Annotated in this window: 24 protein-coding genes; 18 read left to right on the top strand and 6 right to left on the bottom strand. The window is 56.8% G+C overall.

All coding sequences use genetic code 11. The features are described from left to right. Window positions 1-25: 25 nt before the first annotated feature. The 3 genes from GQF03_RS11160 to GQF03_RS11170 are packed head-to-tail and all read right to left on the bottom strand — an operon-like array spanning window position 26 to window position 4,153. Window positions 26-1,006, bottom strand: coding sequence for a 2-dehydropantoate 2-reductase (locus GQF03_RS11160; RefSeq protein WP_161339347.1), 981 nt, complete (start codon window positions 1,004-1,006; stop codon window positions 26-28). Then, window positions 1,006-2,526, bottom strand: a complete 1,521-nt coding sequence (locus GQF03_RS11165) for an acyl--CoA ligase (protein ID WP_161339348.1) — start codon at window positions 2,524-2,526, stop codon at window positions 1,006-1,008. Before GQF03_RS11165 ends, GQF03_RS11160 begins: the two co-directional genes overlap by 1 nt. A 37-nt stretch (window positions 2,527-2,563) precedes the next feature. After that, a complete protein-coding gene (locus tag GQF03_RS11170) occupies window positions 2,564-4,153 on the bottom strand; it encodes an AMP-binding protein (protein ID WP_161339349.1) in 1,590 nt (529 codons plus the stop codon). 214 nt (window positions 4,154-4,367) lie between these two features. Between GQF03_RS11170 and GQF03_RS11175 the strand changes: the two genes are divergently transcribed. Then, on the top strand, window positions 4,368-5,117 hold the full coding sequence (locus tag GQF03_RS11175) for an SDR family NAD(P)-dependent oxidoreductase (protein ID WP_161339350.1): 750 nt from the start codon (window positions 4,368-4,370) through the stop codon (window positions 5,115-5,117). Next, window positions 5,114-5,560 carry a nuclear transport factor 2 family protein gene (locus GQF03_RS11180; protein WP_161339351.1) on the top strand — a complete coding sequence of 149 codons (447 nt, stop codon included), beginning with the start codon at window positions 5,114-5,116 and terminating at the stop codon, window positions 5,558-5,560. The genes GQF03_RS11175 and GQF03_RS11180 overlap by 4 nt, the downstream gene beginning before the upstream one ends. Window positions 5,561-5,578: 18 nt before the next feature. On the opposite strand, the gene GQF03_RS11185 is transcribed toward GQF03_RS11180, so the two are convergent. The 3 genes from GQF03_RS11185 to GQF03_RS11195 are packed head-to-tail and all read right to left on the bottom strand — an operon-like array spanning window position 5,579 to window position 8,964. Continuing rightward, window positions 5,579-6,826, bottom strand: a complete 1,248-nt coding sequence (locus GQF03_RS11185; protein ID WP_161339352.1) for an SAM-dependent methyltransferase — start codon at window positions 6,824-6,826, stop codon at window positions 5,579-5,581. Further along, window positions 6,827-7,627, bottom strand: a complete 801-nt coding sequence (locus GQF03_RS11190) for a DUF1365 domain-containing protein (RefSeq protein ID WP_161339353.1) — start codon at window positions 7,625-7,627, stop codon at window positions 6,827-6,829. Between the two features lie 5 nt (window positions 7,628-7,632). Beyond that, window positions 7,633-8,964 carry an NAD(P)/FAD-dependent oxidoreductase gene (locus GQF03_RS11195; RefSeq protein WP_161339354.1) on the bottom strand — a complete coding sequence of 444 codons (1,332 nt, stop codon included), beginning with the start codon at window positions 8,962-8,964 and terminating at the stop codon, window positions 7,633-7,635. Between the two features lie 161 nt (window positions 8,965-9,125). Here GQF03_RS11195 and GQF03_RS11200 point away from each other — a divergent pair, with 161 nt between their 5' ends. From GQF03_RS11200 to GQF03_RS11275, 16 genes are all read left to right on the top strand, one after another. Then, entirely contained in the window at window positions 9,126-9,719 is a 594-nt protein-coding gene (locus GQF03_RS11200; RefSeq protein WP_161339355.1) for a sigma-70 family RNA polymerase sigma factor, read from the top strand. After that, on the top strand, window positions 9,716-10,387 hold the full coding sequence (locus GQF03_RS11205) for a ChrR family anti-sigma-E factor (RefSeq protein ID WP_161339356.1): 672 nt from the start codon (window positions 9,716-9,718) through the stop codon (window positions 10,385-10,387). The genes GQF03_RS11200 and GQF03_RS11205 overlap by 4 nt, the downstream gene beginning before the upstream one ends. 185 nt (window positions 10,388-10,572) lie before the next feature. Continuing rightward, a complete protein-coding gene (locus GQF03_RS11210) occupies window positions 10,573-11,025 on the top strand; it encodes a cache domain-containing protein (protein WP_161339357.1) in 453 nt (150 codons plus the stop codon). A gap of 77 nt (window positions 11,026-11,102) precedes the next feature. Further along, a complete protein-coding gene (locus GQF03_RS11215) occupies window positions 11,103-12,884 on the top strand; it encodes a methyl-accepting chemotaxis protein (RefSeq protein ID WP_161339358.1) in 1,782 nt (593 codons plus the stop codon). A 179-nt stretch (window positions 12,885-13,063) separates the two neighbouring features. Further along, on the top strand, window positions 13,064-14,557 hold the full coding sequence (locus GQF03_RS11220; protein ID WP_161339359.1) for a thymidine phosphorylase family protein: 1,494 nt from the start codon (window positions 13,064-13,066) through the stop codon (window positions 14,555-14,557). Then, window positions 14,554-15,447, top strand: a complete 894-nt coding sequence (locus tag GQF03_RS11225) for a ribose-phosphate diphosphokinase (protein WP_161339360.1) — start codon at window positions 14,554-14,556, stop codon at window positions 15,445-15,447. The genes GQF03_RS11220 and GQF03_RS11225 overlap by 4 nt, the downstream gene beginning before the upstream one ends. Next, a complete protein-coding gene (locus GQF03_RS11230; protein WP_161339361.1) occupies window positions 15,444-17,030 on the top strand; it encodes an MBL fold metallo-hydrolase RNA specificity domain-containing protein in 1,587 nt (528 codons plus the stop codon). The genes GQF03_RS11225 and GQF03_RS11230 overlap by 4 nt, the downstream gene beginning before the upstream one ends. Window positions 17,031-17,279: 249 nt before the next feature. Next, window positions 17,280-18,266 carry an HlyD family secretion protein gene (locus tag GQF03_RS11235; RefSeq protein WP_161339362.1) on the top strand — a complete coding sequence of 329 codons (987 nt, stop codon included), beginning with the start codon at window positions 17,280-17,282 and terminating at the stop codon, window positions 18,264-18,266. Continuing rightward, complete coding sequence (rbbA, locus tag GQF03_RS11240; RefSeq protein ID WP_161339363.1) at window positions 18,263-21,019, top strand: ribosome-associated ATPase/putative transporter RbbA; 2,757 nt, start codon at window positions 18,263-18,265, stop codon at window positions 21,017-21,019. Before GQF03_RS11235 ends, rbbA begins: the two co-directional genes overlap by 4 nt. Before the next feature lie 2 nt (window positions 21,020-21,021). Beyond that, window positions 21,022-22,152 (top strand): ABC transporter permease, encoded by a 1,131-nt coding sequence (locus GQF03_RS11245; protein WP_161339364.1) that lies wholly within the window; start codon window positions 21,022-21,024, stop codon window positions 22,150-22,152. A 142-nt stretch (window positions 22,153-22,294) separates the two neighbouring features. Next, the gene (locus GQF03_RS11250) at window positions 22,295-22,702 is read left to right on the top strand and encodes a lipoprotein (protein WP_206376131.1); all 408 of its coding nucleotides are present in this window, start codon (window positions 22,295-22,297) and stop codon (window positions 22,700-22,702) included. Window positions 22,703-22,766: 64 nt separating this feature from the next. Continuing rightward, window positions 22,767-23,447: a beta-ketoacyl synthase chain length factor gene (locus GQF03_RS11255; RefSeq protein ID WP_161339365.1), complete on the top strand. Its 681-nt coding sequence runs from the start codon at window positions 22,767-22,769 to the stop codon at window positions 23,445-23,447. Further along, complete coding sequence (locus GQF03_RS11260; RefSeq protein WP_161339366.1) at window positions 23,392-24,213, top strand: lysophospholipid acyltransferase family protein; 822 nt, start codon at window positions 23,392-23,394, stop codon at window positions 24,211-24,213. The genes GQF03_RS11255 and GQF03_RS11260 overlap by 56 nt, the downstream gene beginning before the upstream one ends. Next, complete coding sequence (locus tag GQF03_RS11265; protein ID WP_161339367.1) at window positions 24,206-24,475, top strand: phosphopantetheine-binding protein; 270 nt, start codon at window positions 24,206-24,208, stop codon at window positions 24,473-24,475. The genes GQF03_RS11260 and GQF03_RS11265 overlap by 8 nt, the downstream gene beginning before the upstream one ends. Next, entirely contained in the window at window positions 24,472-24,717 is a 246-nt protein-coding gene (locus GQF03_RS11270) for an acyl carrier protein (protein WP_161339368.1), read from the top strand. The genes GQF03_RS11265 and GQF03_RS11270 overlap by 4 nt, the downstream gene beginning before the upstream one ends. Further along, window positions 24,698-25,276, top strand: coding sequence for a COG4648 family protein (locus GQF03_RS11275; protein ID WP_161339369.1), 579 nt, complete (start codon window positions 24,698-24,700; stop codon window positions 25,274-25,276). The genes GQF03_RS11270 and GQF03_RS11275 overlap by 20 nt, the downstream gene beginning before the upstream one ends. Window positions 25,277-25,278 lie beyond the last annotated feature (2 nt).

Below are 25,278 nucleotides of genomic sequence, written 5' to 3' on the forward strand. Positions count from 1 at the left end.
GAACGCAGAAAGCTGCAAATTTCGGCTAGTAACAGCCCAGCAATCGGGCTTTTTGCCGAAGCAGCGCAACCACCGTATCGATGGTCGGCGTTTCATGGCCGGTAATCGCGCCCAGTTCCTGAACAGCGGTGACGAGTGCGTCAATTTCCATCGGCCGGCCGCTTTCCATGTCGACCAGCATCGAGGTTTTGTGCGGGCCGACCCCGGCGGCGCCCTCAATCCTTTTGTCGACGTCAATTGCAAATTTGACGCCAAGGGATTCGCCGATAGCTTGCGCCTCTACCATCATACGCCGCGCAACCGCGCGTGTCTCCGGATTACCCGTGATTTTATCGAGCGTGGCATGCGTCAACGCCGAGATTGGATTGAAGCTCAGATTGCCCCAGAGCTTTACCCAGATATCGGAGCGGATATCGGTCCGGACCGGAGCCTTGAGCCCTGCGCCAATCAGAAGGCTGGAGAGCGTCTTCACGCGCTCCGTCCGTTCTCCCGTGGGTTCCCCGACGGGAAACCGGTCGCCCGCCATATGAGCGATAACCCCCGGTCGGGGGACGTCCGCCGCCTGGTAAATGACGGCGCCGATGGCCCGCTCGGGCCCGATGCCGTCCCAGATTTTCCCTTCCGGATCCACGGCCTTGACACGCTGGTTTTCCTTATCGCCCTTGAGCCCATAAAAATACCACCATGGAACGCCATTTTGCGCGGTGACAACGGCGGTATCCGGTCCCAGAAGAGGTTGCATCTTATCGACTATCGCCGCGACGGAATGGGCCTTCAGCGCGACGATCACATAATCCTGTGGCCCAAGTTCGGCGGGATTGTCCGTCGCCCGGATGTTATCGAGAGTGAAATTCCCGTCCGGCCCTTCTATCCGGAGGCCTTTTTCGCGAATGGCCGCCAGATGGGGGCCGCGAGCAATCAGCGAGACCTCCGCATCGCCCTTTCTCGCAAGAAGTCCGCCGACAAGACCGCCGATGGCACCGGCGCCGTAAATACAGATTTTCATTATGCCAATCCCAGTTTCTCGGCGAGGCCGATCCGTTGCAGTTTTCCCGTGGCTCCCTTGGGAATTTCATCGAGCAGGGTGATGCTGCGCGGCACCTTGAAGGCGGCGAGGCTTTTTGCCGCAAATTCCCGGAGTTCCGCCTCACTGGCGCTCTGCCCGTCCTTCAGGACGACGGCCGCGGCAACGTCTTCTCCAAGTTTCTCGTGGGGCAGGGCGAAGGTGACCGCCTGCTCGACCGACGGGTGGTTCATCAGTATTTCGTCCACCTCGCGCGGGGAAATCTTCTCGCCGCCCCGGTTGATGATCTCTTTCAGGCGCCCTGTTATGGTGAAATATCCCTCTGCCGTCATAATCCCCTGATCGCCCGTCCTGAACCAGCCGTCCGTGAAGGCTTCCGCATTGGCTTTCGGATTGTTCTCATAACCTTTCGTGACGTTCTCGCCGCGGATGACAATCTCGCCGGTCTCGCCGGGCCCCAGTAATCGTCCGTCTTCCGACATGATGGCGACGTCCGGTCCCGAGGCGATGCCGACGCTGCCGGCAATGCGTTTTGCCGGCGGGAGCGGATTTGCCGCCATCTGGTGGGAGGCCTCGGTCATGCCATAGGCTTCGATCACCGGACAGCCCCACATTTCCTCAAGCGATTTCATGACCTGCGGCGGGAGCGATGCCGAGGATGAGCGGATGAACCGGAGCTTTGCCTTGGCGACCGTCTCCTGATTGCGTGCGCCGCGCGCGAGGATGGCCTGGTGCATGGTCGGCACGGCGGTGTACCAGCTCGGCTTCACTTCGTCGAGCCAGGAGAAGAATTTGAGCGCGTTGAAGCCGGGCGTGCAGGTCACGCTCGACCCGGCGCGGAGCGAGGACAATACCGCCGCAATGAGCCCGTGAATATGAAACAGCGGCATGATATTGAGGCATTTGTCATTCTGTGTCAGTGCGAGGGATCGAGCGATGTTGCGCGCCGAAGCGGTGACATTCCGGTGGCTCAGCGGCACGATTTTTGGTCGCGAGGTTGTGCCGGAGGTATGCAGGATAAGGGCCGTATCTTCGGCCCCGGCGGCGCCGGACTTTGATGCCTGTCCGATAGGCTCCCCCTTCAAGACGAAGGCGCCCGCCGCCGCGCCCTCAGGCACGGCAAGCTCGATAATCGCAATGCCCAGCTTTTCCGCGACCGCAATGGCCGGGCTGGCGCTTCCTTCCTCGACAAGGAGTGCTTTCGCCTTGAGATCATCAAGATAGAACTCAAATTCTTCGGCCTTGTAATCGGGATTGAGCGGTGCGGTCGTCGCCGCGCAGGCCACGGTTACGAAGGCGCTCGCCATTTCCGGGCCATTGGGGAGCACGATGGCAACGCGATCGCCGCGCCCGATACCGAGCGCGTTAAGCTGTTCAATCACGCCGGACGCCAGGCTTCGAAACCCGTCATAGCTAAGCGCATCCCGCCCCGGCGCTCCGATCGCGGGATCTGTCGCAGCGCCGGTCGTGATAAGTTCAATCATGGTTTTGGCATCAGTCATTGACGGTATCTCTTTCTTTTAATATTCCGGCGTGTCTTTACGCCTCAATCGTCGGCAATCTTTCCCGCAATTCGTTCTTGGCGATTTTCTCAAGCGTCGAGCGTGGAAAATCGTCGAGGATGATAACATCACGTACGACTTTGAAATCAGCCAGATTTTGCCGGCAGGCATCAATCAGGCTGTCCTTCAGGTTTTCCGGCGCGCCCGCCTTCGGAATGACGAAGACGACCGGGACTTCGTCAAGCATGTAATGTTTCTGGCCGACCACGGCGCATTCCTCGATCCAGCCGGTTTCCATGACAACCGTTTCTATTTCGGACGCCGCGACATTCTCCGCGCCGACTTTCAGCATGTCCTTCTCGCGATCGCCGAAGTAGAGATTTCCCTCTTCATCCATACGGATGACATCGCCGGTTTCGAACCAGCCCTCCGCATCGAAAGCTTTGGCATTGGCTTCGGGATTGCGGAAATATTCCTTGAACATGCTGACCCCGCGTACCCCGCGGATATAGAGGAGGCCGCGCTCTCCGGGCTTTATATGGTTGCCGTCCGGATCGCGGATTTCGATATCATATCCGGGCGCAACGCGCCCGATGCCCATCGCCGGACCGGGTTGTTCAATATCGCCGACAATGCCTTGCGTGATGGTTTCCGTCATTCCCCACCAGCCATAGGTCTTGATGCCGTAAATTTCTTCAACGTCGGGAAGGCGCACAGCGGGACACCAGAAGCGGAAGCTGTGGTCGGGCGGTGGATCCTGCGCCAGCAGCGCCTTCACGCAGAAGGGGATCAGGGACGCCCACGTACATTTATTTCTCCGCGCGACATCCCAGAATCGGGAGGCGGAGAACTTCGGTTGAACAACAACCGTGCCACCTACCCATAACATACTCAGCATTGAATATGATTGTGCATTGGTATGAAAGAGCGGGAGGAAACAAAGACAGATATCATCACAGGAAAGCCGCATATTCGCGACATTTGCCTGCGCCCCCCAGATGGCATTTGCGTGGGTCCAGAGCACCGCCTTGGGCCGCGACGTTGTGCCGGACGTGAATTGTACGCCGAGATCCGCGAAGGGATCTGTCGGTCGTGTCGGGCAGGGGCTGGTCTCGGCGCGCAGATCGGCGAAGAGGATATGCGGAACGTCCGCCGGAACCGGCGCCGGAACTCCCGCGTCATTATCGGTAACAGACAGAAACTTGATGTTTGGCGCCGACTCAAATACCAGCTTCGCGAAGGAGGGCTGGGTGATGGCCGCGACAATCTGCGCATGATCGGCAAAATAGGTCATGTCACGGGCGACGGAGCGCGTGTTCGTGGATACCGCCACAGCGCCGATATGGGCGCAGGCAAACCAGGAGATGAGGAATTCAGGGCTGTTGTCGAGATGCAGCATCACCTTGTCGCCGAACGCCACGCCGTTTTTATGAAGTGCCGCCGCAACGCGCTCCACCTCGGCGCTGAATTCCGCGTAGCTGAAACTTTCCGATTGACCGTCGAACGGTTCCCAGATCAGAAAGGTCGTGTTGGGGCGACGCTCCACCCACTGGCGGAGTAGCCAGGGAATATCGCGTCCTTCGACCATTGCCTTGTGGGATTGCTCAATCGCTGTGATTAATGTCATGCCCGTGTCCCTCATTCTTGTTTTTTGAAAATCATAGGAAGGAAACGCGGGAAATTCCAGCGCCGTATTGTGGAAGGCCTGCTTTTTCACATCATGAAATGATCCGGTTCGCCGGGGAGTTCGTAAATGGGTATATGAAACAACTAAGGAGATGCCGGATGCCGAGACAAGGACGGACCGCGTGGGGCGTACGGTGCTTCCGGGGCGCGGCAACATGACAAACGACTCCATCTGGATCGTCGGCGCCAGTTCGGGAATTGGCCGGGAAGTCGCCAGGCAGCTCGCGGATAACGGCAATAACGTAATCATTAGCGCGCGAACCGCCGATGCGCTGGCGGAATTTGCGGCATCAAAACCGGATGCGCTCTCTGCTCTCCCGCTTGATGTGGCGGACAAAGCGTCGGTCACAGCCGCCGTCGATCGGCTTTACGCGGCTGACGCAGGACCCGAAACCGTCCTTCTGAATGCGGGCTCCTATCAGCCTATGTCATTCGATCATTTCTCGGCCGAAAAAGCCATGCATCTGATGGATGTGAATTATTTCGGGGTTGTCCGGGTAATCGAGCAACTTCTTCCCCGTTTCCTTGAACGCAAAGCCGGACGGATAATCGTCGTGGCTTCGGTAGCCGGATATCAGGGGCTACCGCTTGCCCTGGCTTACGGCCCGTCCAAAGCGGCGTTGATCAATTTATGCGAAGCGTTACGCGTCGAGCTTGAGGGGAGCGGGGTGACGATACAGCTGGTCAATCCGGGTTTCGTCAAAACGCCGCTGACGGCCGGCAACAAGTTCAAAATGCCGTTTCTGATGGAGGTTGAAGACGCCGCGAGCCGAATCATTCGCGGAATGGAAGACAACGCTTTCGAGATTGCCTTCCCACGCCGCTTTGCCTGTATCCTCAAGTTTATCCGAATGTTGCCTTATGCCATATCCCTGCCGCTCATACGAAAAGGAACAGGTGGATGACGATACCTGAAAACCGCCGCCGTCTTCTTGATGATTATGTCCGTTACTTCGAGGCGCTGACGCCCGAGACGATTGACGATCTGGACCGGCTCGCCGCCGAGGACATGATTTTTGAAGATCCCTTTAACCGGCTGACGAGGCGGAGTGACGTCAAACGACTGTTCCGCGAGATGTTTGAAGATACGAAAAATCCCGCATTTAAAATCAGCGACATATTCTGGTCGCCGGACGCCACGAAGGCTATTTTGAAATGGCGCTTTACCGGAAGCGCGCGGGTGATCGGGGCGTTCGATTTCGACGGTTTGTCGGAAATCTGCTTCGACGAGACCGACCGCGTCTGCAGCCATATCGATTACTGGGAGGCGGCGACGCATTTCTATGGGCGGATTCCCGTCATCGGCACATTGATCAGGCTTGTCCGTAACCGGCTGCGCCTTTCCTGAACCTCCCATTCGGGGTGATTACCGGTGGATTTCGAATATCACGACGTCGATTGTTTGCTGGCGAAAGCCGGCCTCGCAATATTGCAAATAGAATTCCCACATGCGCTTGAACCGCTCATCGAAGCCGAGTGGCTCGATCTGGTCCCATTTCTCAAGGAATTTCTCTTTCCAGATTTTTAGCGTTGCAGCGTAATCCGCGCCGAACTCCTCCGCAATATGTGCAGTAAGTCCATTCCTCGCGGCTGCATCGATGAAGGCGGTCTTGGACGGCAGCTGACCGCCCGGAAAAATATATCGCTGTATAAAATCAGCTGACTTTCGATAATTTTCGTAGCGGTCATCGGCGATGGTGATCACCTGGACGACGGCGCGTCCGCCGTCCTTGAGGTTGCGTTTTATTGTCTGAAAATAGCTGTCCCAGTTTTCTTCGCCCACCGCCTCGAACATTTCAATCGAGACAATGGCATCGAAACTTCCAGCCTGGTCGCGATAGTCGCGGAAATGGAATCTGGTTTGATCTTCCATTCTTAAATGGCGGGCTTGTGCTTTGGCGTAGCCGAGCTGTTCTTCGGAAAGCGTAATGCCATCAATCGTCGCGCCATAGTCCGTCGCGGCGAGACGGGCAAACCCGCCCCAGCCACATCCGATTTCGAGAATTTTCGCGCCATCACCGATGTTCGCGAGATCGGCAATGCGCCGATATTTTTGCAATTGTGCCTCTTCAAGCGGCTGGTCCGGATGATCGAACAAGGCCGCCGAATAGGTCATGGTCCCGTCAAGCCAGTGACGGTAGAAACTGTTCCCAAGGTCGTAGTGATAGGCAATATTTCGTCGGCTGCCCGAGCGGCTGTTGCGCGCGCGCAGATGCCGCATGAAATTGACGAAACCGGAGAGCCATTTGCCGACCATCGCGGATTTCAAGGCGGCTTCATTCCGGAGCGCCAGCTCTATGAGGCCCGTCACATTATCGCAAGACCAGTCACCGTCAATATAGCTCTCGCCAAGTCCGATCCCACCTGACTGAAGAATCCGCTTGGCGGCACGGGCGCGGTGAAGTTGAACCGAGACTTCCGGCAAATCGTCGTCTTTCTCGCCAAAGCAAATCTGCTGGCCCGAGGGCAGGGTAAGCGCTAGGCGGCCGACCGCGAGCCGAGACAGCGCCATCGTCAACGCCTTCAGCCACGGATCGCGCAATCGCAGTTGCGCAGAAATTCCATCCTGTTGACCGCTCCCTATGAGGCGGGTTTGCGACGTGACGTCAGTCATTCATTTCTCCTGAGTCTTTTCGATCAAAGGCGGGTTGACTTCGGGCAAGCGTATCGCATTCTCCGTTGATCGCTTCACAAGCTTCACTCCTTTCAGGAAGAGTTTTAACGCCTCCCAATGGATGCCGGCGATCACTTTGAGGCTGTTGAACGGCAACCTTACCAAGGCGGCGGCAAGATGGCGGCGATCAAGGGGGGCGCGGTCGCCGACGAAGGACGCGTTCAGGATCGGTTGTTCCTCGGTGAACTGGCGGATTGAAAGGGCAATCGTTTCGCCCGGCGGCAGGACGGAAAAGTCGTAGCGGCAGTTCATGGGCAGGAAGGGGGAGACATAGAATTCCTTCCGGCATGTCTGCCGTATCAGGCCATTTCTGCCTGCCGTACAGGCGGGAAGGACATAGCTGTGTCGCTCCCCAAAAGTGTTGCTCACCGCATAGACAAGGGCGACAAGATTCTCGTCCTTGTCGAAGCAGTAATATGTGCTGAGGGGGTTGAAGGAATATCCGAAAATTCGCGGAATGCAGAGAAGCCGGACAGAAGCAACCGCGCCATCGAGCCCGTTCTGCAGCAGGCTGTCGAGGACATATGCTTTCAGATCAGCGGGACTCCGGGCGCCGAAATCCTTCTCGGAAAAGGAAACAAGATTGCGGCGGTTTATCGAGAAAAAGGGAATATGCTCACTGATTTCCCCGAGTTCGTCGAGGTCTATCAGCAGATAGAAGATCTTGTAATTCAGGCTATGCCCCACAGGCTGAAGACGGCGGTGGCTGACGGTTCCGTTATAAAGGGCACTCTTTCGCATTGTCGTTACGCGACCTGTGAAAACGGAAGGCCGTTTCCATCCTTCGGAAGGTAGATGCGCGACGCTGCGGGATCACTTTGCCAGGGGCGCTTCTCTCCGCCCAGGGCTTCGGCGGCGGCAAGACCGGACTGGATGCCGTCTTCGTGAAAACCGTAGCCGAAATAGCTGCCGCAGAACCAGAGGTTCTTCTGACCCTGCAAATTCCACAGCATTTTCTGTGCGGCCATTGCGGCATTGTCGAAAAGCGGATGATCATAGGGAAAACTGCGAATCACGGTTCCCTCGCGAGGCTCATGGGCCGGGTTGAGCGTTACAAAATAGTCGGTGCCGGTCTTCAGGTTTTGCAGCAGGTTCATCCAGTAGCTGACGCATAGGCTTGCTTTGCCGCCCGGTTGGGCCGGCTGCGCACCAAGATAGTTCCAGCTCGCCCATGCCTTCCTCCGTTTCGGCATCAGGGTAGGGTCGCGATGAAGGATTGCAAGATTCTTCTCATAAGCGAAGGCGCCGAGCAGCTTCCGGTGCGCCGGCGTCGGTTCCGCCAACATCGCCAATGCCTGATCAGCATGGGTTGCGATCACCACGTCGTCAAATTTCTGAACATGGCCGTCCCGGCATTCGACGAGAACGGAATTTATGTCCGTGTGGATTTTGGCGACGGCACTATTGAGACGGATATGCCCCTTCAGAATGTCGGCTATGGCCATCACATACTGGCGGCTGCCGCCGGTCACGGTGCGCCATTCCGGTCGATCCTTCAGCTGCAGCAGGCCATGGTTGCGGCAAAACCGGATAAAGGCCGCCGCCGGATAATCCAGCATGTCGGCGGTCGGCGTCGACCAAATCGCTGCCCCCATGGGCAGCAGATGCTGGTCCGTAAAGGCCTCCCCGTAATTGCCTTTCGCAAGAACGTCGCGAAGTGTCCAGTGGTTGTTTTCCGCAAGCTCAAGCAGGTCCGGGGCCTCGCGGTAAAATCTGAGGACGTCGCGGATCATGCCCCAGTAGGCGGGTTTGAACAGGTTTGTCTTCTGGGCGAACATGGTTGCGAGTGACGTTCCGGCATATTCCGTCGCCCCGCCGTTCAGCGACACGCTGAAGGACATGCCCGTCGCCTCGGTTGCGATCCCGAGATGATCGAAGAACGCAACAAGGTTCGGGTAGTTCATCTTGTTATACACAATGAAACCGGTGTCGATCGCCACGCCTTCAACGTCAACAGTATTGCTGTGGCCGCCCAGACGGTCATCCTTCTCGAACAGCGTCACGTCGTGGTTGCGGGCGAGCAGCCAGGCCGCCGACAATCCGGAAATTCCGCTTCCGATCACTGCAATTTTTTTCATCTATCCATCCAGTGGCACATCTTTATTGTCCAATCCTACGCTGTTTGCGCCGGTGTGGATCACAAAAAGTTCGCCTGGAATGATCCGATTACGAGAATCGGCCGTAATAGGGTAAACTGAAGCGTGAAAGACAAAGGCGGCTGGAGTTGTTAAAGGCAAGCATGACGTCAGCGGACGGTATCAGGCAAGACGCGGCAGCGGACAAGGCTCGTTCAGAAGAACTTGAACGGGACCTTCTGGCTGTGGCGAACACGCGGGATTTGCAGGCATTCAAACGGCTGTTTGCGAATTTCGCGCCGCGTCTCAAGTTTTTCCTGGTGAAACGGGGAATGACCGAAAATACCGCTGAAGACGTTATGCAGGAAACCATGTTGAAGGTCTGGCGCAAGGCCATGCTGTTCGACGGGACCAAAGCGTCTGCGTCAACCTGGATCTATACGATCGCGAGGAATGTCAGAATAGACAGGCTGAGGAAGGAGCTGCGTCCAGAGCCCGATCCGAATGACCCTTGTTTCGTTCCGGATGATCCGGAAACCGGTGAGCAGGCGATGAGCCGCAAGCAGGACCGGGAGCGCATCAGGAAGGCGATGTCTGTTCTGCCGCCAGATCAGATGACGATTATTAAAATGTCTTTTTTTGAGGAAAAATCGCACGGAGAAATCAGCAGCGAGCTGAATATTCCCCTCGGCACCGTCAAGTCCAGAATGCGACTTGCCTTCGGGAAAATCCGTGCGGAACTGGAGGTCACATCATGAACATACGGCACCATGTTGGCGACGATACGCTGATGGCCTATGTCAACGGAACGCTTCCCGAAGCGCTCTCTGTGGTTGTCGCCACGCATCTTGCAATTTGCCCGGATTGCCGGCGAAGCGTTGCGATGATGGAAGATATGGCGGGACTTCTTTTAATGGAGTCCGAACCAGCGGAACTTTTGGCCGCCGAAAAGTCGCTCGCCGAGATATTCGAGGGCGGCGAGGAACAGGCCCCGGCCAGTGACGACAAGGCTGTGTCTGCCGACCGTTATCATACCGGTGTGCCCCGGCCGCTTGCGGACCGGATGCCGACGTCGCTCGATAATATTCCGTGGCGGTCGCTCCTTCCCGGGATAAGCCATTATCCGCTTGCGCGCGGCAGTGCCGGTAAGGGGAAGGGGACACTTCGCCTGCTGAAGATTGCGCCGGGCAAGACAATTCCGGTGCATAGCCACACAGGGCAGGAATTGACGCTGATTCTCCGCGGATCCTACATCGACGACCTCGGCCGGTTTCAGGAGGGCGATATCGCCGATCTTGACAGCGATATCCAGCACCAGCCGGTTGCGGATACGGCAGCCGATTGTATCTGCCTGATCGCAACAGATGCGCCGCTCAAATTCTCGGGCTTTTTCAGCCGCCTCCTGCAACCGGTTTTCGGCATTTAACCGAACCCTGAGCGCCAAATTTCACCTCGGCAGGCCTCTCTGAGGCCGCCCTCTTATACTCCTTTTTCGATAAGTTTTGCAGAAATGACAAATTGTCAATTTCATTAGCAATCTTTTAATAAATTTCTCTCTATTAATGATTTGTCCTCGCAAGGATCAATTAAATCTAGAATTAGGAGTGAAGCATGTTCCGTGTAATGTCTCTCGTTTTGAGTCTCGGTGTTTTTCTCGTTGCCGGCGTCGCGAATGCCGCTGACAAGAAAGAGACTGTCGTCGAAATGATGAACGGCGCAGTAGCGCATTATGAACAGGTAGGCCAGGATCAGGCCTTCCAGGATTTCGCAGTCAAAGGTAGTGACTACAATAAGGGCGAATATTATGTTTTTGTCACTGAAATCAAAGACGGTAATCTGATTTTCCATGGCGCCAACGAAAAGCTGGTCGGCAAGAATCTCGAAAAGCTGAAAGACACGGACGGCAAACCGTTTGTTGTTGAGATGCGTGAAGTTGCCGAGGGCCCGGGCGTCGGTTGGGTTGACTACAAATGGACCCATCCGGAAACCAAGAAAATTGCCCAGAAGCATACCTATGTTAAGCGCTCTGGCGATGTCTATTTCGGCATCGGCTACTTCGACTAACAGACATTTTTCTTAGTGCGGTCGCGTCACGCGGCCGTACTAAACCTTTCATTCGCGAGTTGAGAAGGTAGAGGCTCATGAGCGTCCAGAATCTGAAAATATCCACGAAACTATTTATTGCGCCGATGATTTTCGTCGCCTCCCTGATTGTGCTGGGCGTCGTCGCTTACGTCGGTTTGAAGGATACGCAGTCCACCATGGTTGACCTGCACAAGCAGGACACCCAGAAGATTGGCGCGGCCCTCCGCTTTCAGCGCGACCTGCAGGCTTTCAATGGTGGCCTGTTTCGCCTTATTTCGGAAACCACTGCCGGCGTAGACGAAGAAAAGCTCGCCAAAGAACGGGAAACCGACCTGGCAACGCTCGCCAAATTGACAGATGCCTTCAACGGTGCCGTTGAAAATGGCCGGTTTACCGAAGCTGAACTGGAAATCCTGACGAAAGCGCAGAAAGAGTTGAAAAGTTACAGCGTCGCTGCCGCTGAAGTTATCGAGATGACAGAGCTCGATACTTCGACGTCTGTGATTATGATGGTCGATACCGACCAGCAATTCCGCACGATGTACAAGACGCTGGACGAAATGACAGCGCTCTGGAGTGCCGCGGGTGAGGCGTCGATGGCACATGCCGTGTCCACGGTCGACAACACAGTTATCACCTTCATTATTATCGCCGCGATTGCGCTGGCGATCTCCGGGGCGGTTTCCTATGCCACGATGCGCATGATCACCCGGCCTATCGGCGGAATTACCCAGGTTATGGCGAAGCTCGCCGAAGGCGACAATACGGTTGAAATTGATGCCCAGGACCGGAAGGATGAGATTGGCGAAATGGCGCGGGCGGTCCAGGTGTTCAAGGACAACGCGCTTGAACGCCAAAGGCTGGAAGCAGATGCGAAACGCGCGGCCGAGGAACGGGCGGAGCATGAGCGTCTTGAGCTTGAGCGCAACGCCAAGCGAGAAGCCGATGAACGCGCCCGCGAGCAGGCAGAGAACGCGGCCAAGCAGGCTCGGGCCGAAAAAATCTCGAACCTGATCATGACGTTCGAGGGCCGGGTGCAAGAAGTCATGGAGACGGTGATCCGGGCAGTCCGCGAATTGCAGGACACGGCCAATTCCATGACGGCAACGGCCGGAATGTCGCAGGAGCTTGCTGAAGCCGTGGCCATGGCCTCAGGTGAGGCATCCGCCAATGTGCAGACAGTTGCCTCCGCGGCGGAGGAGTTGACGTCTTCGATCAACGAGATCAGCCGCCAGGTCCAGCAGGCGAATAATGTCTCTGAGCAGGCAGTGACGGAAGCGGCCAACAGCACGAGTTCGGTGTCGCGCCTTGCGGAAACGGCGAAGAAGATCAGCGATGTGGTCAACATGATCAATGACATCGCGGGTCAGACCAACCTTCTTGCCCTCAACGCGACGATCGAGGCGGCGCGCGCCGGTGAGGCGGGCAAGGGCTTCGCGGTTGTAGCGTCCGAAGTGAAGAGCCTCGCCACACAGACGGCGCGGGCGACGGAGGAGATCGGCGGCCAGATCAACGATATGCAGACGGCAACGGAAGAAGCCGTCTCGGCGATCGGCAATATCGACGGGGTGATCAACACGATCCGGGAAAGCACCGTTAGTATCTCCTCGGCGATTGAGGAGCAAAGCGCGGCGACGAACGAAATTTCCCGGAATGTGCAGGAAGCATCCGGCGGAACGACGCAGGTGTCTGCGAAGATCGGCGAAGTTTCGGCGAAAGCGGGAGAGACCGGCGCGGCGGCATCGCAGGTACTTGCGGCCTCCACCCGGCTCGAGGAACTCTCCGGAAATCTCCGTTCTGATATCGAAACCTTCCTCAAGGAAGTGCGGGCCGCCTAGCGACGCGACCGGAAAACTTCGACCAACAATAGAGAAGCGGTTCATGGTAATAATCCATGGGCCGCTTTTTTATGCACGCCCTATCCCGTCATCCAAAGTGGCGCAGCTTGACTCTGATCAAGGCGATCGATCAAATTGCGGGTTAAACAGAGGTGAAATGAAGGGGCGCCATCCGGACTATGCTGAAACTCAAGCGCATCGCCATCGATACTTACCGCGATAATGTCGCTTTTCTTGCGCGCAAGTGCCGTCATTACCGTCCGGAAGAGTTTCAGGCGTTGAAAAAAATCGAGATCATGAATGATCATCATCATCTCCTGGCGTCCCTGCTGGTGGTGGATGACGATCAGATTGTCGGGCCGGATGAACTCGGCCTGTCGGAGCAGGCCTTCCGCCGGATCGGGCTTGTCGAAGGGACAACGGTATCCATCGCGCCCGCGGAACCGCCCGAAAGCGTGGAATTCCTGCGCAACAAGATCCATGGTCATACGCTTGATTCAGGCCAGATTCGCGGGATCATCACGGATATCGCGAATTACCGCTATTCGGAGCGGGAGATCGCCGCCTTTCTAGTCTCCTGCGCCGGTTTCATGACGACCTCCGAAATGCTCTCCCTGACGAGCGCGATGGCGGAAGTCGGGACGCAGCTCCATTGGGACGCGCCGGTCGTTGTCGACAAGCATTGCATCGGCGGCATTCCGGGGAACCGCACGTCGATGATTATCGTGCCGATTGTCGCGGCCCATGGCCTGACCATCCCCAAAACTTCCTCGCGCGCCATTACGTCGCCGGCCGGGACGGCGGATACCATGGAAGTGCTGGCCAACGTTGATCTGTCATTGCCGGAAATGCGGCGCGTCGTCGAGGAATGCAAGGGCTGCGTCGTCTGGGGCGGTCATGTCAATTTGTCCCCCGCCGACGATATACTGATCTCGGTCGAGCGGCCGCTGGCCATCGATACGCGTGAACAGATGGTCGCCTCGATCCTGTCGAAGAAGCTTGCCGCCGGGTCGACCCATCTGCTGATCGATCTGCCGATTGGACCGTCGGCCAAAGTCCGGGGGCATGCCGACGCCATGCGGCTTCGCAAACTCTTCGAATATGTCGGCGATCAGGTTGGCCTGGCCATTGACGTCACGGTGACGGACGGCGAGCAGCCGATTGGCAATGGTATCGGTCCCGTGCTGGAGGCGCGCGATGTCATGGCGGTATTGCGCCGGGAGCCGGATGCGCCCAGGGATTTGCGCGAAAAATCGCTGCGGATGGCGGGGATGCTTCTCGAATCCGACCCGGCCCTTCGCGGCGGCGCCGGTTATGCGCGGGCGCAGGAGATTCTGGACAGCGGCGCGGCGCTTGAAAAGATGGAACAGATTATCGAGGCGCAAGGAAAAGCCGCGACGGCCGCCTGCGTCGGGGAATTGACCCAGGACGTGTTGGCGCCCTGTGACGGTTCGGTAACGGCGATTGACTGTTACCGCCTCGCGCGTCTCGCCCGGCTTGCCGGCGCGCCGATGGACAAGGGGGCGGGGATCGATCTATTCAAAAAGATCGGCGATGTGGTCAGCGAGGGAGAACCGCTTTACCGCATTCATGCCTGTTTCAAATCGGACTATAAATTCGCGGTTAATTTTGCGGGCGAGGGCAGTGGCTATAGGATCGGCGGTTCCGCATGAAGTCGCCGACCCTCCATTTCCTGCCGGGATTTCGAAGCAGTGCTTTAGATCTCGCGTCTCACTTGAATATTCCGTCATATCCCATTGAAATACATAAATTTCCCGACGGAGAGAGTAAAATTCGTGTGGAGCCCGTTGACGGTACCGTCATTCTTTACGCGAGCCTCGACCGGCCGAATGAAAAACTCATCCATCTGGCCTTCGCCGCCGCGACCTTCCGCGATCTGGGCGCGCAGCGACTGGTGCTCGTGGCGCCCTATCTTTGCTACATGCGTCAGGACAAGGCCTTTGTATCCGGCGAGGCCGTCAGCCAGCGGATTATCGGGCGATATCTTGCCAGTTATTTTGACAGGGTGATTACTGTCGATCCGCATCTTCACCGGATCGACAACCTGCAATCGGTTTTCGGAAATTGCCGCGCCGACGCCCTGACCGCGACGGGCATCATTGCGGACACGCTTGCCGCGGAGGGGGTCGAGAATATGCTGCTGGCCGGACCGGATGCGGAATCCGAGCAATGGGTCAGCGCAATCGCGGGTCCATTATCGCTTCCCTATGTTATCGGCGCTAAAGTCAGGAGCGGTGATCGGGATGTCGAGGTGAGTTTCTCCACCGACAGGGATATGCGCGCGGCACGGATTATTCTGCTCGACGATGTCATCTCAAGCGGGAAAACGATTTGCGAAGCCGCCGCGTCGCTTAAAAAAATGGGCGCGCAGGATATTGAAGCGGTTACTGTCCATATGCTGGCGAATAACCAGGATGTCGCGGCGATCCACGCGGCGGGCGTTTCCACCATTCGGTCGACGGACAGCGTCGCGCATGAAAGCAACAGCCTGTCACTTGCCCCGCTTCTTTGCGAGGCCCTGCTTGAGGAGAAGGAACAATGACGGTCCGTATCAAATTCTGTGGCGCGGCGGGAACGGTGACAGGCTCCTGTTACTGGATCCAGACGGCGGACCGGCAATTCCTCGTCGATTGTGGTCTCTTTCAGGGCACGAAAACCGTCAAGGAATTGAACTATGGTGATTTTCCGTTCAATCCGGTGGAGATTGATTTTGTCCTGGTGACCCATGCCCACGCGGATCATGGCGCGATGATCCCGAAGCTGATCAAGGCGGGCTTTGACGGGCCGGTTTATGCGACGGCGGCCACCCGCGATCTGCTCAGTTATATGTTGCCGGACAGCGGCTACATCCAGGAAGTCGAGGTGGAGCGGCTCAATCGCCGCAACCAGCAACGCGGTAAAGCGGCGGTGCAGCCGATTTATACCCGCAAAGACGCCGAGGCCTCGATTTCGCAGATTCACCCGGTTGAGTTCGAAGACTGGCTGACGCCGGAGACGGGTATCCGCGCGCGTTTCTGGAATGCTGGGCATATTCTCGGTGCGGCGTCAGTCGAACTTGAAATCGAGGACGGGAGAGATACCTTGCGCCTCCTGTTCTCCGGCGATATCGGGCCCGACAACAAGCTGTTCCATGATGATCCGGAAGCGCCAAGCGATTTAGATTATGTGTTTTGCGAATCCACCTACGGCGGCCGTTTTCGCGATCCCATCACGGCCTTTCAGCGGCGCGACATTCTGGCGCGCGAGATTTCGTCGGCCATGAGGGCAGGCGGGGCGCTGGTTATTCCCTCCTTCGCTGTCGAGCGGACGCAGGAACTTTTGTTGGATATCGACCATCTTCTCGATCAGAATGAAATAAACTGTTCCGCCGTTTTCCTGGATTCCCCTCTCGCGATCCGCATAACCTCTGTCTTTCGCGAGCATTTGGCCGACCTTGCGGATGTGGAAACGGGCGAACATCCCTTCAGGAACCCGAAGTTCCATTTCACCGAAAGCGTTGATGAAAGCAAGGCGATTGCCCGGTTCACCGGGGGTGTCATCATTCTGGCGGCGAGCGGGATGTGTGATGCCGGCCGGATCCGCCATCATCTCAAGAACCATCTCTGGCGGCCGGAATCGACGGTTCTGCTTGTCGGGTATCAGGCCGAGGGCACCTTGGGCCGGATGCTGGAGAAGGGTTTCAAGAAAGTCCGCATTCAGGGAGAGGAAATCAAGGTGCACGCCCGCATCCGTTCCATCGATACCTATTCCGGCCATGCGGACGGCCATGAACTTGTGGCCTGGCTGAAGGCGCGTGAACCGGTCCGGCAAGGCATCTTTCTCACGCATGGATCGCGGGAATCCCTTGCCGCACTCGCCTCCGATCTGCAGGAGCAGGGCGTCAAGAAGGATCATATTGTTATTCCAGAGCTTGACGATATGTATGAACTCACCAAATCCGGATATACGAAGCGACAGCGCGGGGTGTTTCGCCGTATTGCCGCGGAAGCGGTCGATCGGCCGGACTGGCATAACGATCTTGCCCAACTCACGCTGGACATCCGAAGCTCGCTCGAACATCTGCCGGACGCGCAGAAAAAGCGATTGCTCTCCCGTCTCAAGAAAGCGCTGCGCGGGGCGTCCTGACACTCTGGGCGGAGGGTGGCCGAGGGAGTGGCGGGCCTGAGGCGCAATATGCCCGCTCGGCCCGTCTGTCAGCAGTCACCAACACGCGTCTTTTTGCAATCGTCGGCTTTGAGGCGCTGTAGAATACGTGGTAAAACAAACCCGAAGGCGATGCTGCTTTGATCTGTGTCAATGCCTTGCCTGGTGTGATAGGTAGGTTGCTGGTTGTTGTGCAATGCAACATTAAAAGGTGAGGGGTGGTGGTTAGATATGAAGAACCTGAAAAAATGGGGTTTTATCCTGATCCTGATCGCGGTGTTCGCGGGGGGCGCATTTTTCTACTGGAAAAATGAGATTGCCGGCCGGTTGCCCGACGGCATTGTCATGAGCAACGGGCGTATTGAGGCAACCCAGATCAATATCGCCGCGAAACTGCCGGGCCGACTCGAAGAGGTGCTCGTCAACGAAGGCGAGATGGTGGAGCCGGGCCAGGTTCTCGCACGGCTTGATGCAAAGGAAGTGATGGCGCAGCTCAGAAGCGCGGAGGCGGAAGTGCGCCGTCTTGAGCGTAGCCGGGAAGAAACAGAAGCGGCGGTCAAAAGCAGCCGGAGCCAGTTGAAGCTCGCCGAACAGATGCTGGCGCGTGCGAAAAAGCTGGTGAAGGATAATTTTACCAGCAAGGAAACCGTCGAGCAGCGGACAACGGAATTTCAGGCGGCGGAGGCCAACTACACCTCGGCGCTTGCCCGGGTCGAGGAAACCGGCGAGCAAATCAACGCGGCCCGGGAGCAGGTTATCCAGATCGAGGCGCAACTTGACGATCTCGTACTGCGGGCGCCGCTGCGCGGGCGGATACAATACCGCCTCGTGGAACCGGGCGAAGTCGTTGCGGCGGGCGGAAACCTGTTCACGCTTCTGAACCTTGCCGATGTTTACATGACCGTCTTTCTTCCCGCCGCCGATGCGGGCCGACTGGCGCTCGGCAGTGAGGCCCGGCTAATTCTCGATCCAGTTCCTGAATATGTTATTCCGGCAAAAGTAACCTTTGTCGCCGCCGAGGCGCAGTTTACGCCCCGCACTGTGGAAACAGCAGACGAGCGGGAAAAGCTGATGTTCCGGGTCAAAATCAGCATTGATCCCGAGCTTCTCCGGAAATACGAGGATCGGGTGAAGGCCGGGGTGAGGGGCGATGCCTATGTGATGCTGCCGCCTGCCGAAAGCTGGCCGGAATTCCTGCAAGTCAAGCTTCCGGAATGAACGCCCCGGGGGAAAGTTCCGTTCGGCTTGAGAATGTCTTCCATCGCTACGGGGACGTTCTCGCGCTGGATGACGTGTCGCTGGATTTCCCCGCCGGTCGCATGATCGGGCTGATCGGGCCGGACGGCGTCGGCAAATCGACATTGCTGGCGCTTATTGCTGGCGTTCGAAAAATACAGACCGGCACCGTCGAAGCGCTCGGCGGCGATATGGCCGACAAGCGTCACCGGCGACGTTCCGTCTATAACATCGCCTATATGCCGCAGGGGCTTGGCAAGAACCTCTATGCGACGCTCAGTATTCATGAAAATCTGAGTTTTTTCGGTCGCTTATTCGATCAGAATAAAGCAGAACGTGAGCAACGGATTGACCGTCTCCTGGCGGCAACTGGCCTCACCCCTTTCAAGAACCGCCCGGCGGGCAAGCTATCGGGGGGCATGAAGCAGAAGCTTGGTCTTTGCTGCGCCCTGATCCACGATCCGGATTTGCTGATCCTGGACGAGCCGACGACCGGTGTCGATCCGCTCTCCCGGCGTCAGTTCTGGGACCTTATCTCCGATATCCGGCGCGAACGGCCGCAAATGACCGTGCTGGTCGCCACTGCCTATATGGAAGAGGCGGCGGTGTTCGACTTAATCGCCGCGATGGATGAGGGAAAGGTCATTGCACAGGGCACGCCGCAGTCCCTGCTTGAGAAGACCGGCGCCGCGGCGCTTGAGGAGGCTTTCATTCAACTGCTGCCGGCCGACAAGCAGGCAAGCCATCAACCGGTTGTCGTGCCGCCCCGGCCCGGCGATGGCGGCGACATTGCCATTGAAGCCATCGGGCTTACCAAACGCTTCGGTGATTTTACCGCCGTCGATCATGTGGAGTTCGCGATTGAACGCGGGGAGATATTCGGCTTCCTGGGATCCAACGGCTGCGGCAAAACGACGACCATGAAAATGATGACCGGTCTCAGCCCGGCGACGGAGGGGGAGGCGCGGCTTTTCGGCAAGGTGCTTGATGCCCGGGATATGCAGACGCGTCGGCGGGTCGGCTATATGTCGCAATCCTTTTCCCTTTACGGGGAACTCACGGTTTTCCAGAATATCGAGCTGCATGCCCATCTCTTTGACCTCTCAAAGGAAGAAATGGGGCCGCGCATTCGCGAGGTGCTGGAACGCTTCGAACTCGAGACCGTCAAGGACAGCAAGCCGGACAGCCTTCCGCTTGGCGTGAAACAGCGCTTGCAACTTGCCGTCGCGGTATTGCATCGGCCGGAGATGCTCATCCTTGACGAGCCGACGTCGGGGGTGGATCCCATCGCGCGGGATAATTTCTGGCGGCTTCTCATCACCCTTTCGCGGGAGGAGGGGGTGACCATCTTCATCTCGACGCATTTCATGAATGAAGCGGAACGGTGCGACCGTATTTCGCTGATGCATGCGGGCAAGGTGTTGGCCGTCGGCTCCCCTGACGCGCTGAAAGAAAGCAAGAAGGCGGATAGCCTGGACGATGCCTTTGTCGATTACCTGAAGGAAGCAAGCGGGATTGATGCGAAAGCCGTTTCCCCGTCCGAGCGGACGGGTCCGCTCGTGAGTTCCGGCGAAAGCGGAGAAAAGGCGGCGAAAGACGGCGCGGGCGGATTTCATCTGCGCAGCATGCTTGCCTACGCGCGGCGGGAGACGAAGGAGCTGCTGCGTGATCCCATCCGGCTCGCCTTTGCGCTTATCGGGCCGATCATCCTTCTGATTACCTTCGGCTATGGGATTTCCTTTGACGTGGAAGAACTTCCCTATGTTGCGATTGATCAGGACAGATCGACCCAGAGTCGCGAGTTTCTGGAGAATTTTAGCGGCTCACGCTATTTTGAGGAGCGACCCTCCGTCAGTACGCCTGCGGCGGCCCATGATCTGTTGCGCAGCGGAGATGTAAGTATTGTAATCGAGATTCCCGCCGGATTTGGTCAGGATCTCTTCGCGGCGCGCCAGCCGGAAATCGGGGTGTCGATAGACGGCGCTATGCCCTTTCGCGCGGAGACGGCCCGCGGCTATGTGGAGGGCGTCACGCAAGCCTATATCAGTGATCTGGCGCGGCGAAATCTCGGAATAGAAATTGTCTTTACGGAAGTCGATATAAAAATCCGGTATCTGTATAACCAGGCCTTCAAGAGTACCAACGCCATCACGCCCGGCATTATCATGCTGCTCTGCAGCCTGATCCCGTCGATGCTGACAGCCGTCGGGATTGTCCGGGAAAAGGAGCTTGGATCGATCACCAATTTCTATGCCACGCCGGTCACCCGAACCGAGTTCCTGCTCGGTAAGCAGATCCCGTATGTCGTTATTTCCTATATCAGTTTTCTGTCCCTTGCCACCGTGGTGATGAGCGTGTTTGCGGTGCCGATTAAGGGCTCGTTGCTTGCCCTCAATCTGGGGGCATTGGCATATGTCTGGGCGACGACGGGCCTCGGTATCCTGGTCTCGACATTTGTGAAGACACAGATCGCGGCCGTGTTCGCAGCGGCGATTGTTACAATGCTGCTGACGATGAACTTTTCCGGCTTCCTGACTCCGGTTTCGAGCCTAAGCGGCGGCGCCATTTTTATGAGCAAGTTGTTCCCGGCGGCCTATTTTCAGCAAATCAGTGTCGGCAGCTTTACAAAGGCGCTTGATTTCTATGATCTGTTGCCGGAGCTCATTGTGCTTGTTGTCTTCGCGTTCGTGTTCTTCTTCCTGTCGGTCCTTCTGTTAAAGAAGCAGGAGCGGTGATCATGTTCAGGCGGATTAGCAATATATATCGTCTGGGTGTGAAGGAACTTTATAGTGTCCGGTCGGATCCAGTGCTGGTTTTCCTGTTGATCTGGGCCTTTACCTTCATGGTCTACGAGGTTGCGGAAAATGCAAAGATAGAGGTTGTGAACGCCGCTGTCGGTGTGCTGGACGAAGATCAGTCGGCACTGTCGCGGCGGATTATCGACAGTATTCTGCCGCCCTATTTCAAACCGGCGGAGGAAATCGATGGTCGCGACATGGACCGACTTCTCGATAACGGCGACTATATCTTCATCATCGATATCCCGCCGCGGTTTGAATCAGATCTGCTGGCGGGAAAACGTCCGGAAATCCAGGTCAATGTCGATGCCACCGCGATGGCGATCGCCGGCAATGGATCCTCCTATCTCGCGAGTATCATCAATTCCGAAGTGTCGAATTATCTCGATGCGGATGGCGGAGAGTCGAGCCTGCCTGTCGATCTGATTGTTCGCGTTGCCTTCAATCCGAATGTGAACTCGACCTGGTTCATGTCGGTGATGGCGATTATCAACAATGTGACATTGCTTGCCATGATCCTGACCGGGGCCGCCCTGATACGGGAGCGCGAGCATGGCACAATTGAACATCTGCTCGTCACGCCGGTGACCAGCGTGGACATCATGATTTCCAAAGTCTGGTCGAATGGCCTGATTATCATTGTCGTGGCGTCGGTGTCGCTGGTGATGGTTGTCGAAGGGATCCTTCAGGTGCCGATCTTTGGATCGAAGCCGCTTTTTATTCTCGGAGCCGTCGTTTACCTGTTTTCGGTAACGTCTTTCGGTATATTGCTGGCGACCCTAGCGGGTTCGATGCCGCAGTTCGGCCTTCTGGTTGTCCTGACCTATATCGTTATGAACCTTCTTTCGGGGAGCACGACGCCGCTTGAAAGCATGCCTGAGTGGCTGCAATTCGTCATGCAGTTCGCTCCCTCGACCCATTATGTGAGTTTTTCGCAGAGCGTCCTTTTCCGTGGGGCGGGGATCAATATCGTCTGGCCGGAACTGTTTGCCATGGCCGGTATTGGCGCCGCTTACTTTCTTGCGGCCTTCTCTCGCTTTCGCAAAGTCCTCGACAGTTCGTCGGGATAAAATCCCACAAAACTTTCGGTTGATCAGAAAAAACTTGGTTTCTCACTGGCATTTCAGTCCTTTGGGTTGTAAATCTTTGGGCAGCCGGAAAGCCCGACCGGAGAATCGGGCGTCGAATTTCAGTCTTTGGAGGAACGATAGTATGAAAAAGTTTTTTAATCTTGCAGTGGTGGCGGTGCTGGCGGTTATGCTCAGCGGCTGCTTCGGGCGTGTTCAGCCTGTTTACAATGCCGAGGCAAACCCGATTCCGGTCAAACTACAGGAAACGTCGGTGGAAAATATCGGCAATATCATCCAGACATCTGCCATCAACCGTGGCTGGACCGTCAGTGATGTTTCGCCGGGCAAGATGAAGGCGACCCTGCATAGCCGGACGCATGTTGCCGTTATCGAAATTACCTATTCCAAGACGGATTATTCGATCAATTATGTTTCCAGCGTTGATTTGCTGTATGATGGGGCGAATATTCACCGGAACTACAATAAATGGATCCGGACCCTGCAAAATGATATCAACAAGAACCTGAACGTCGCCGCCCTCAAAGTTTGAGGATTACTTGATGGAGACGGGAGTTTCTTTCTCAGTTCAGCGATGGTCCGCCTGGGCACCATCGTTGGACAGTCCTGACGCCTGGCAGCGTTGGGCCGAAGGCGGCGCCCTCTTGCCGGATCAGGATGGGCTGCCAGATGTGAGGGATTTGCCGGCCGGGCTTCGCCGGCGTCTTTCCCGGCTGGGGAAAATTGCCCTAAGGGTCGCCATGGATATCGGCACTGATGAAAAGCCCCGGGTCGTTTTCTCATCCCGCAACGGCAATGTCACGCAGATGCTCCAACTGCTGGAGAGCCTTGCGGTGGACGAGCCTATTTCCCCCACCGGATTTGGCATGTCGGTCCATAACTCGCTCGCGGGGATGCTGTCGATCATGACGAAAAACCGGGAGGCGCAAACGGCGATTGCCGCGGGAGGAGAGAGCCTTTGCCTGGGCTTGATCGAGGCGACGGCCTGGCTCCGTGAAGATCCGTCGGCGCCGGTACTGCTGCTGCATGCGGACGAGACGCTTCCCGAATTCTATTCACCTTTTCGGGATCCGGACGTCCCGGTATGCGCGCTGGCGCTCCTGCTCGCACCGGCGGACGAGGGGTCGGGGGGTTATCGCTTCGGTTTCTCCGGCACGTCGACACGGGCGGCAGCGGGGGATCCGCTGCAAAGCTTCATCCGGTTCCTGCTCCGGGGCGAAATTGACTGGAACTGGTCCGGCGCGCAAGGTAACTGGTGGTGTCAGCGCCATGCTTGACCGTCTCAACTATATCTGGCGGCTGATCGGTACGGGGATCGCTTTCGCAAGCTTTGGCCTCGGCGGGCTGTTCATGAGTGTCTTCATTTTTATCCCTATCGCGCTGTTTACGAAAGACGAGGCGACGCGTATCCGGCGTGTCCGGGGTGTGATCTACCGGGCGTTTCGCGTATTCGTCTATTTCCTGCGCGTTGGCGGCATTATCGATTCCCGCTTTCACGAAACGGAGAAGCTAAAAGACGTGCGTGGTGCACTGATCGTAGCCAATCATCCGTCGCTGCTTGATACGGTCTTCCTGATGTCGCGGATGCCCGATGTCCAATGCATCGTCAAGCATGAGCTCTGGGACAATCCCTATCTTGGCGGCGTGATGCGGGCGGCGGGTTATATCCGCAACGATGGTGACGCCGAAATGATGCTCAGACAATGTGAAAAGGCCCTCGGCAGCGGGCAGAACATTCTGGTTTTCCCCGAAGGAACCAGATCGGTGCCCGGGCAGGCGCTCAAGTTCCAGCGCGGGTTTGCGAATATCGCCACCCATTTCAATGCGCCGATACAGCTGGTTACGATAAAATGCGAGCCGTCAACTCTGACGAAAGGAAGTCCATGGTATGCAATTCCGCCACGTCAGGCGCGCTTTGACATTACATTTAACGAACAACTGGACATGGCGGATTATCTAAGGCATGAACCCAGATCATTAAAGGTTCGAAAGCTCACGCGTGAGCTGGAGCAATATTATATTGGAAAACTCTGCAATGAATGAATTTGAACTTGAAATTAAAAAACTGGTGATCAAGACCCTCAATCTTGAGGACATCACTCCTGAAGAAATAGATAGCGAGGAGCGGCTGTTCGTCGATGGGCTCGGGCTCGATTCAATCGATGCGCTGGAGCTCGGTGTTGCCATCCAGAAAACCTATGGCATCAAGATTAACGCCAAGAATGAAGATTTGAAGGACCATTTTGCCTCTGTCCGCAGCCTCGCCCAATTTATTACTTCCGAAAGGAAGGAGATGGACGCATGAGCCGCGATGAAATTTATGACAAGCTCCGCGAGTATCTTGAGGATATGTTCGAAGTGCCGCCGGAGCTCATCACGCCGGATGCCCAGCTTTATGACGATCTGGATCTCGACAGCATTGATGCCGTTGATCTGGTGGTCAAGTTGCAGGATCTGACAGGAAAGAAAATCCCGCCTGACGAGTTTCGCACGGTGCGTTCCGTGGGGGATGTGGTGGACCGGGTTCATGCCCTTTTGGCGGCGTAAACTGCGGCCGCTGGACCTTCTGCTTGTCCTGATCAGCCTGGCCTATCCTTTCGTTGTGTATTTCGGCCTGATGAAATTCTCGCCCTTGACGGTCGGACTGGCCCTCGTGATTTTCCTGATCCTGCGCCTCGTTCTTCAGCGTCAGCGGCGAGAACGGCGGCCGGAAATCGGGATTTACCTGATCGTTCTGGCGGCAATTATCCTGCTGCTGTCCGTTGACGAGATGCTGGCGATCAAGGCGTATCCTGTGCTGATCAGCCTCTCCTTCGCGACCCTGTTCGGCTATTCGCTGATTTTTCCGCCGCCGATCATTGAACGCTTTGCCCGGATGACGGAAGGAGAACTCGACGCCCACGCGCAGCGCTATACCCGCCATGTGACAGAGGCCTGGGTGGTATTCTTCCTGCTGAACGCCGCTGTGTCGGTCTGGACGGCGCTCTATGCGAGCCTTGGCGTCTGGACGCTTTACAACGGCTTCGTTTCATATGTCTTGATCGGCCTGATGCTCGGCGGTGAATTCATTCTTCGCCAGTTCGTCAAACGCAGAAAAGTGAGTTGAGA

The sequence above is a fragment of the Sneathiella chungangensis genome (genome assembly GCF_009882935.1).
GTDB classification, from domain to species: domain Bacteria; phylum Pseudomonadota; class Alphaproteobacteria; order Sneathiellales; family Sneathiellaceae; genus Sneathiella; species Sneathiella chungangensis.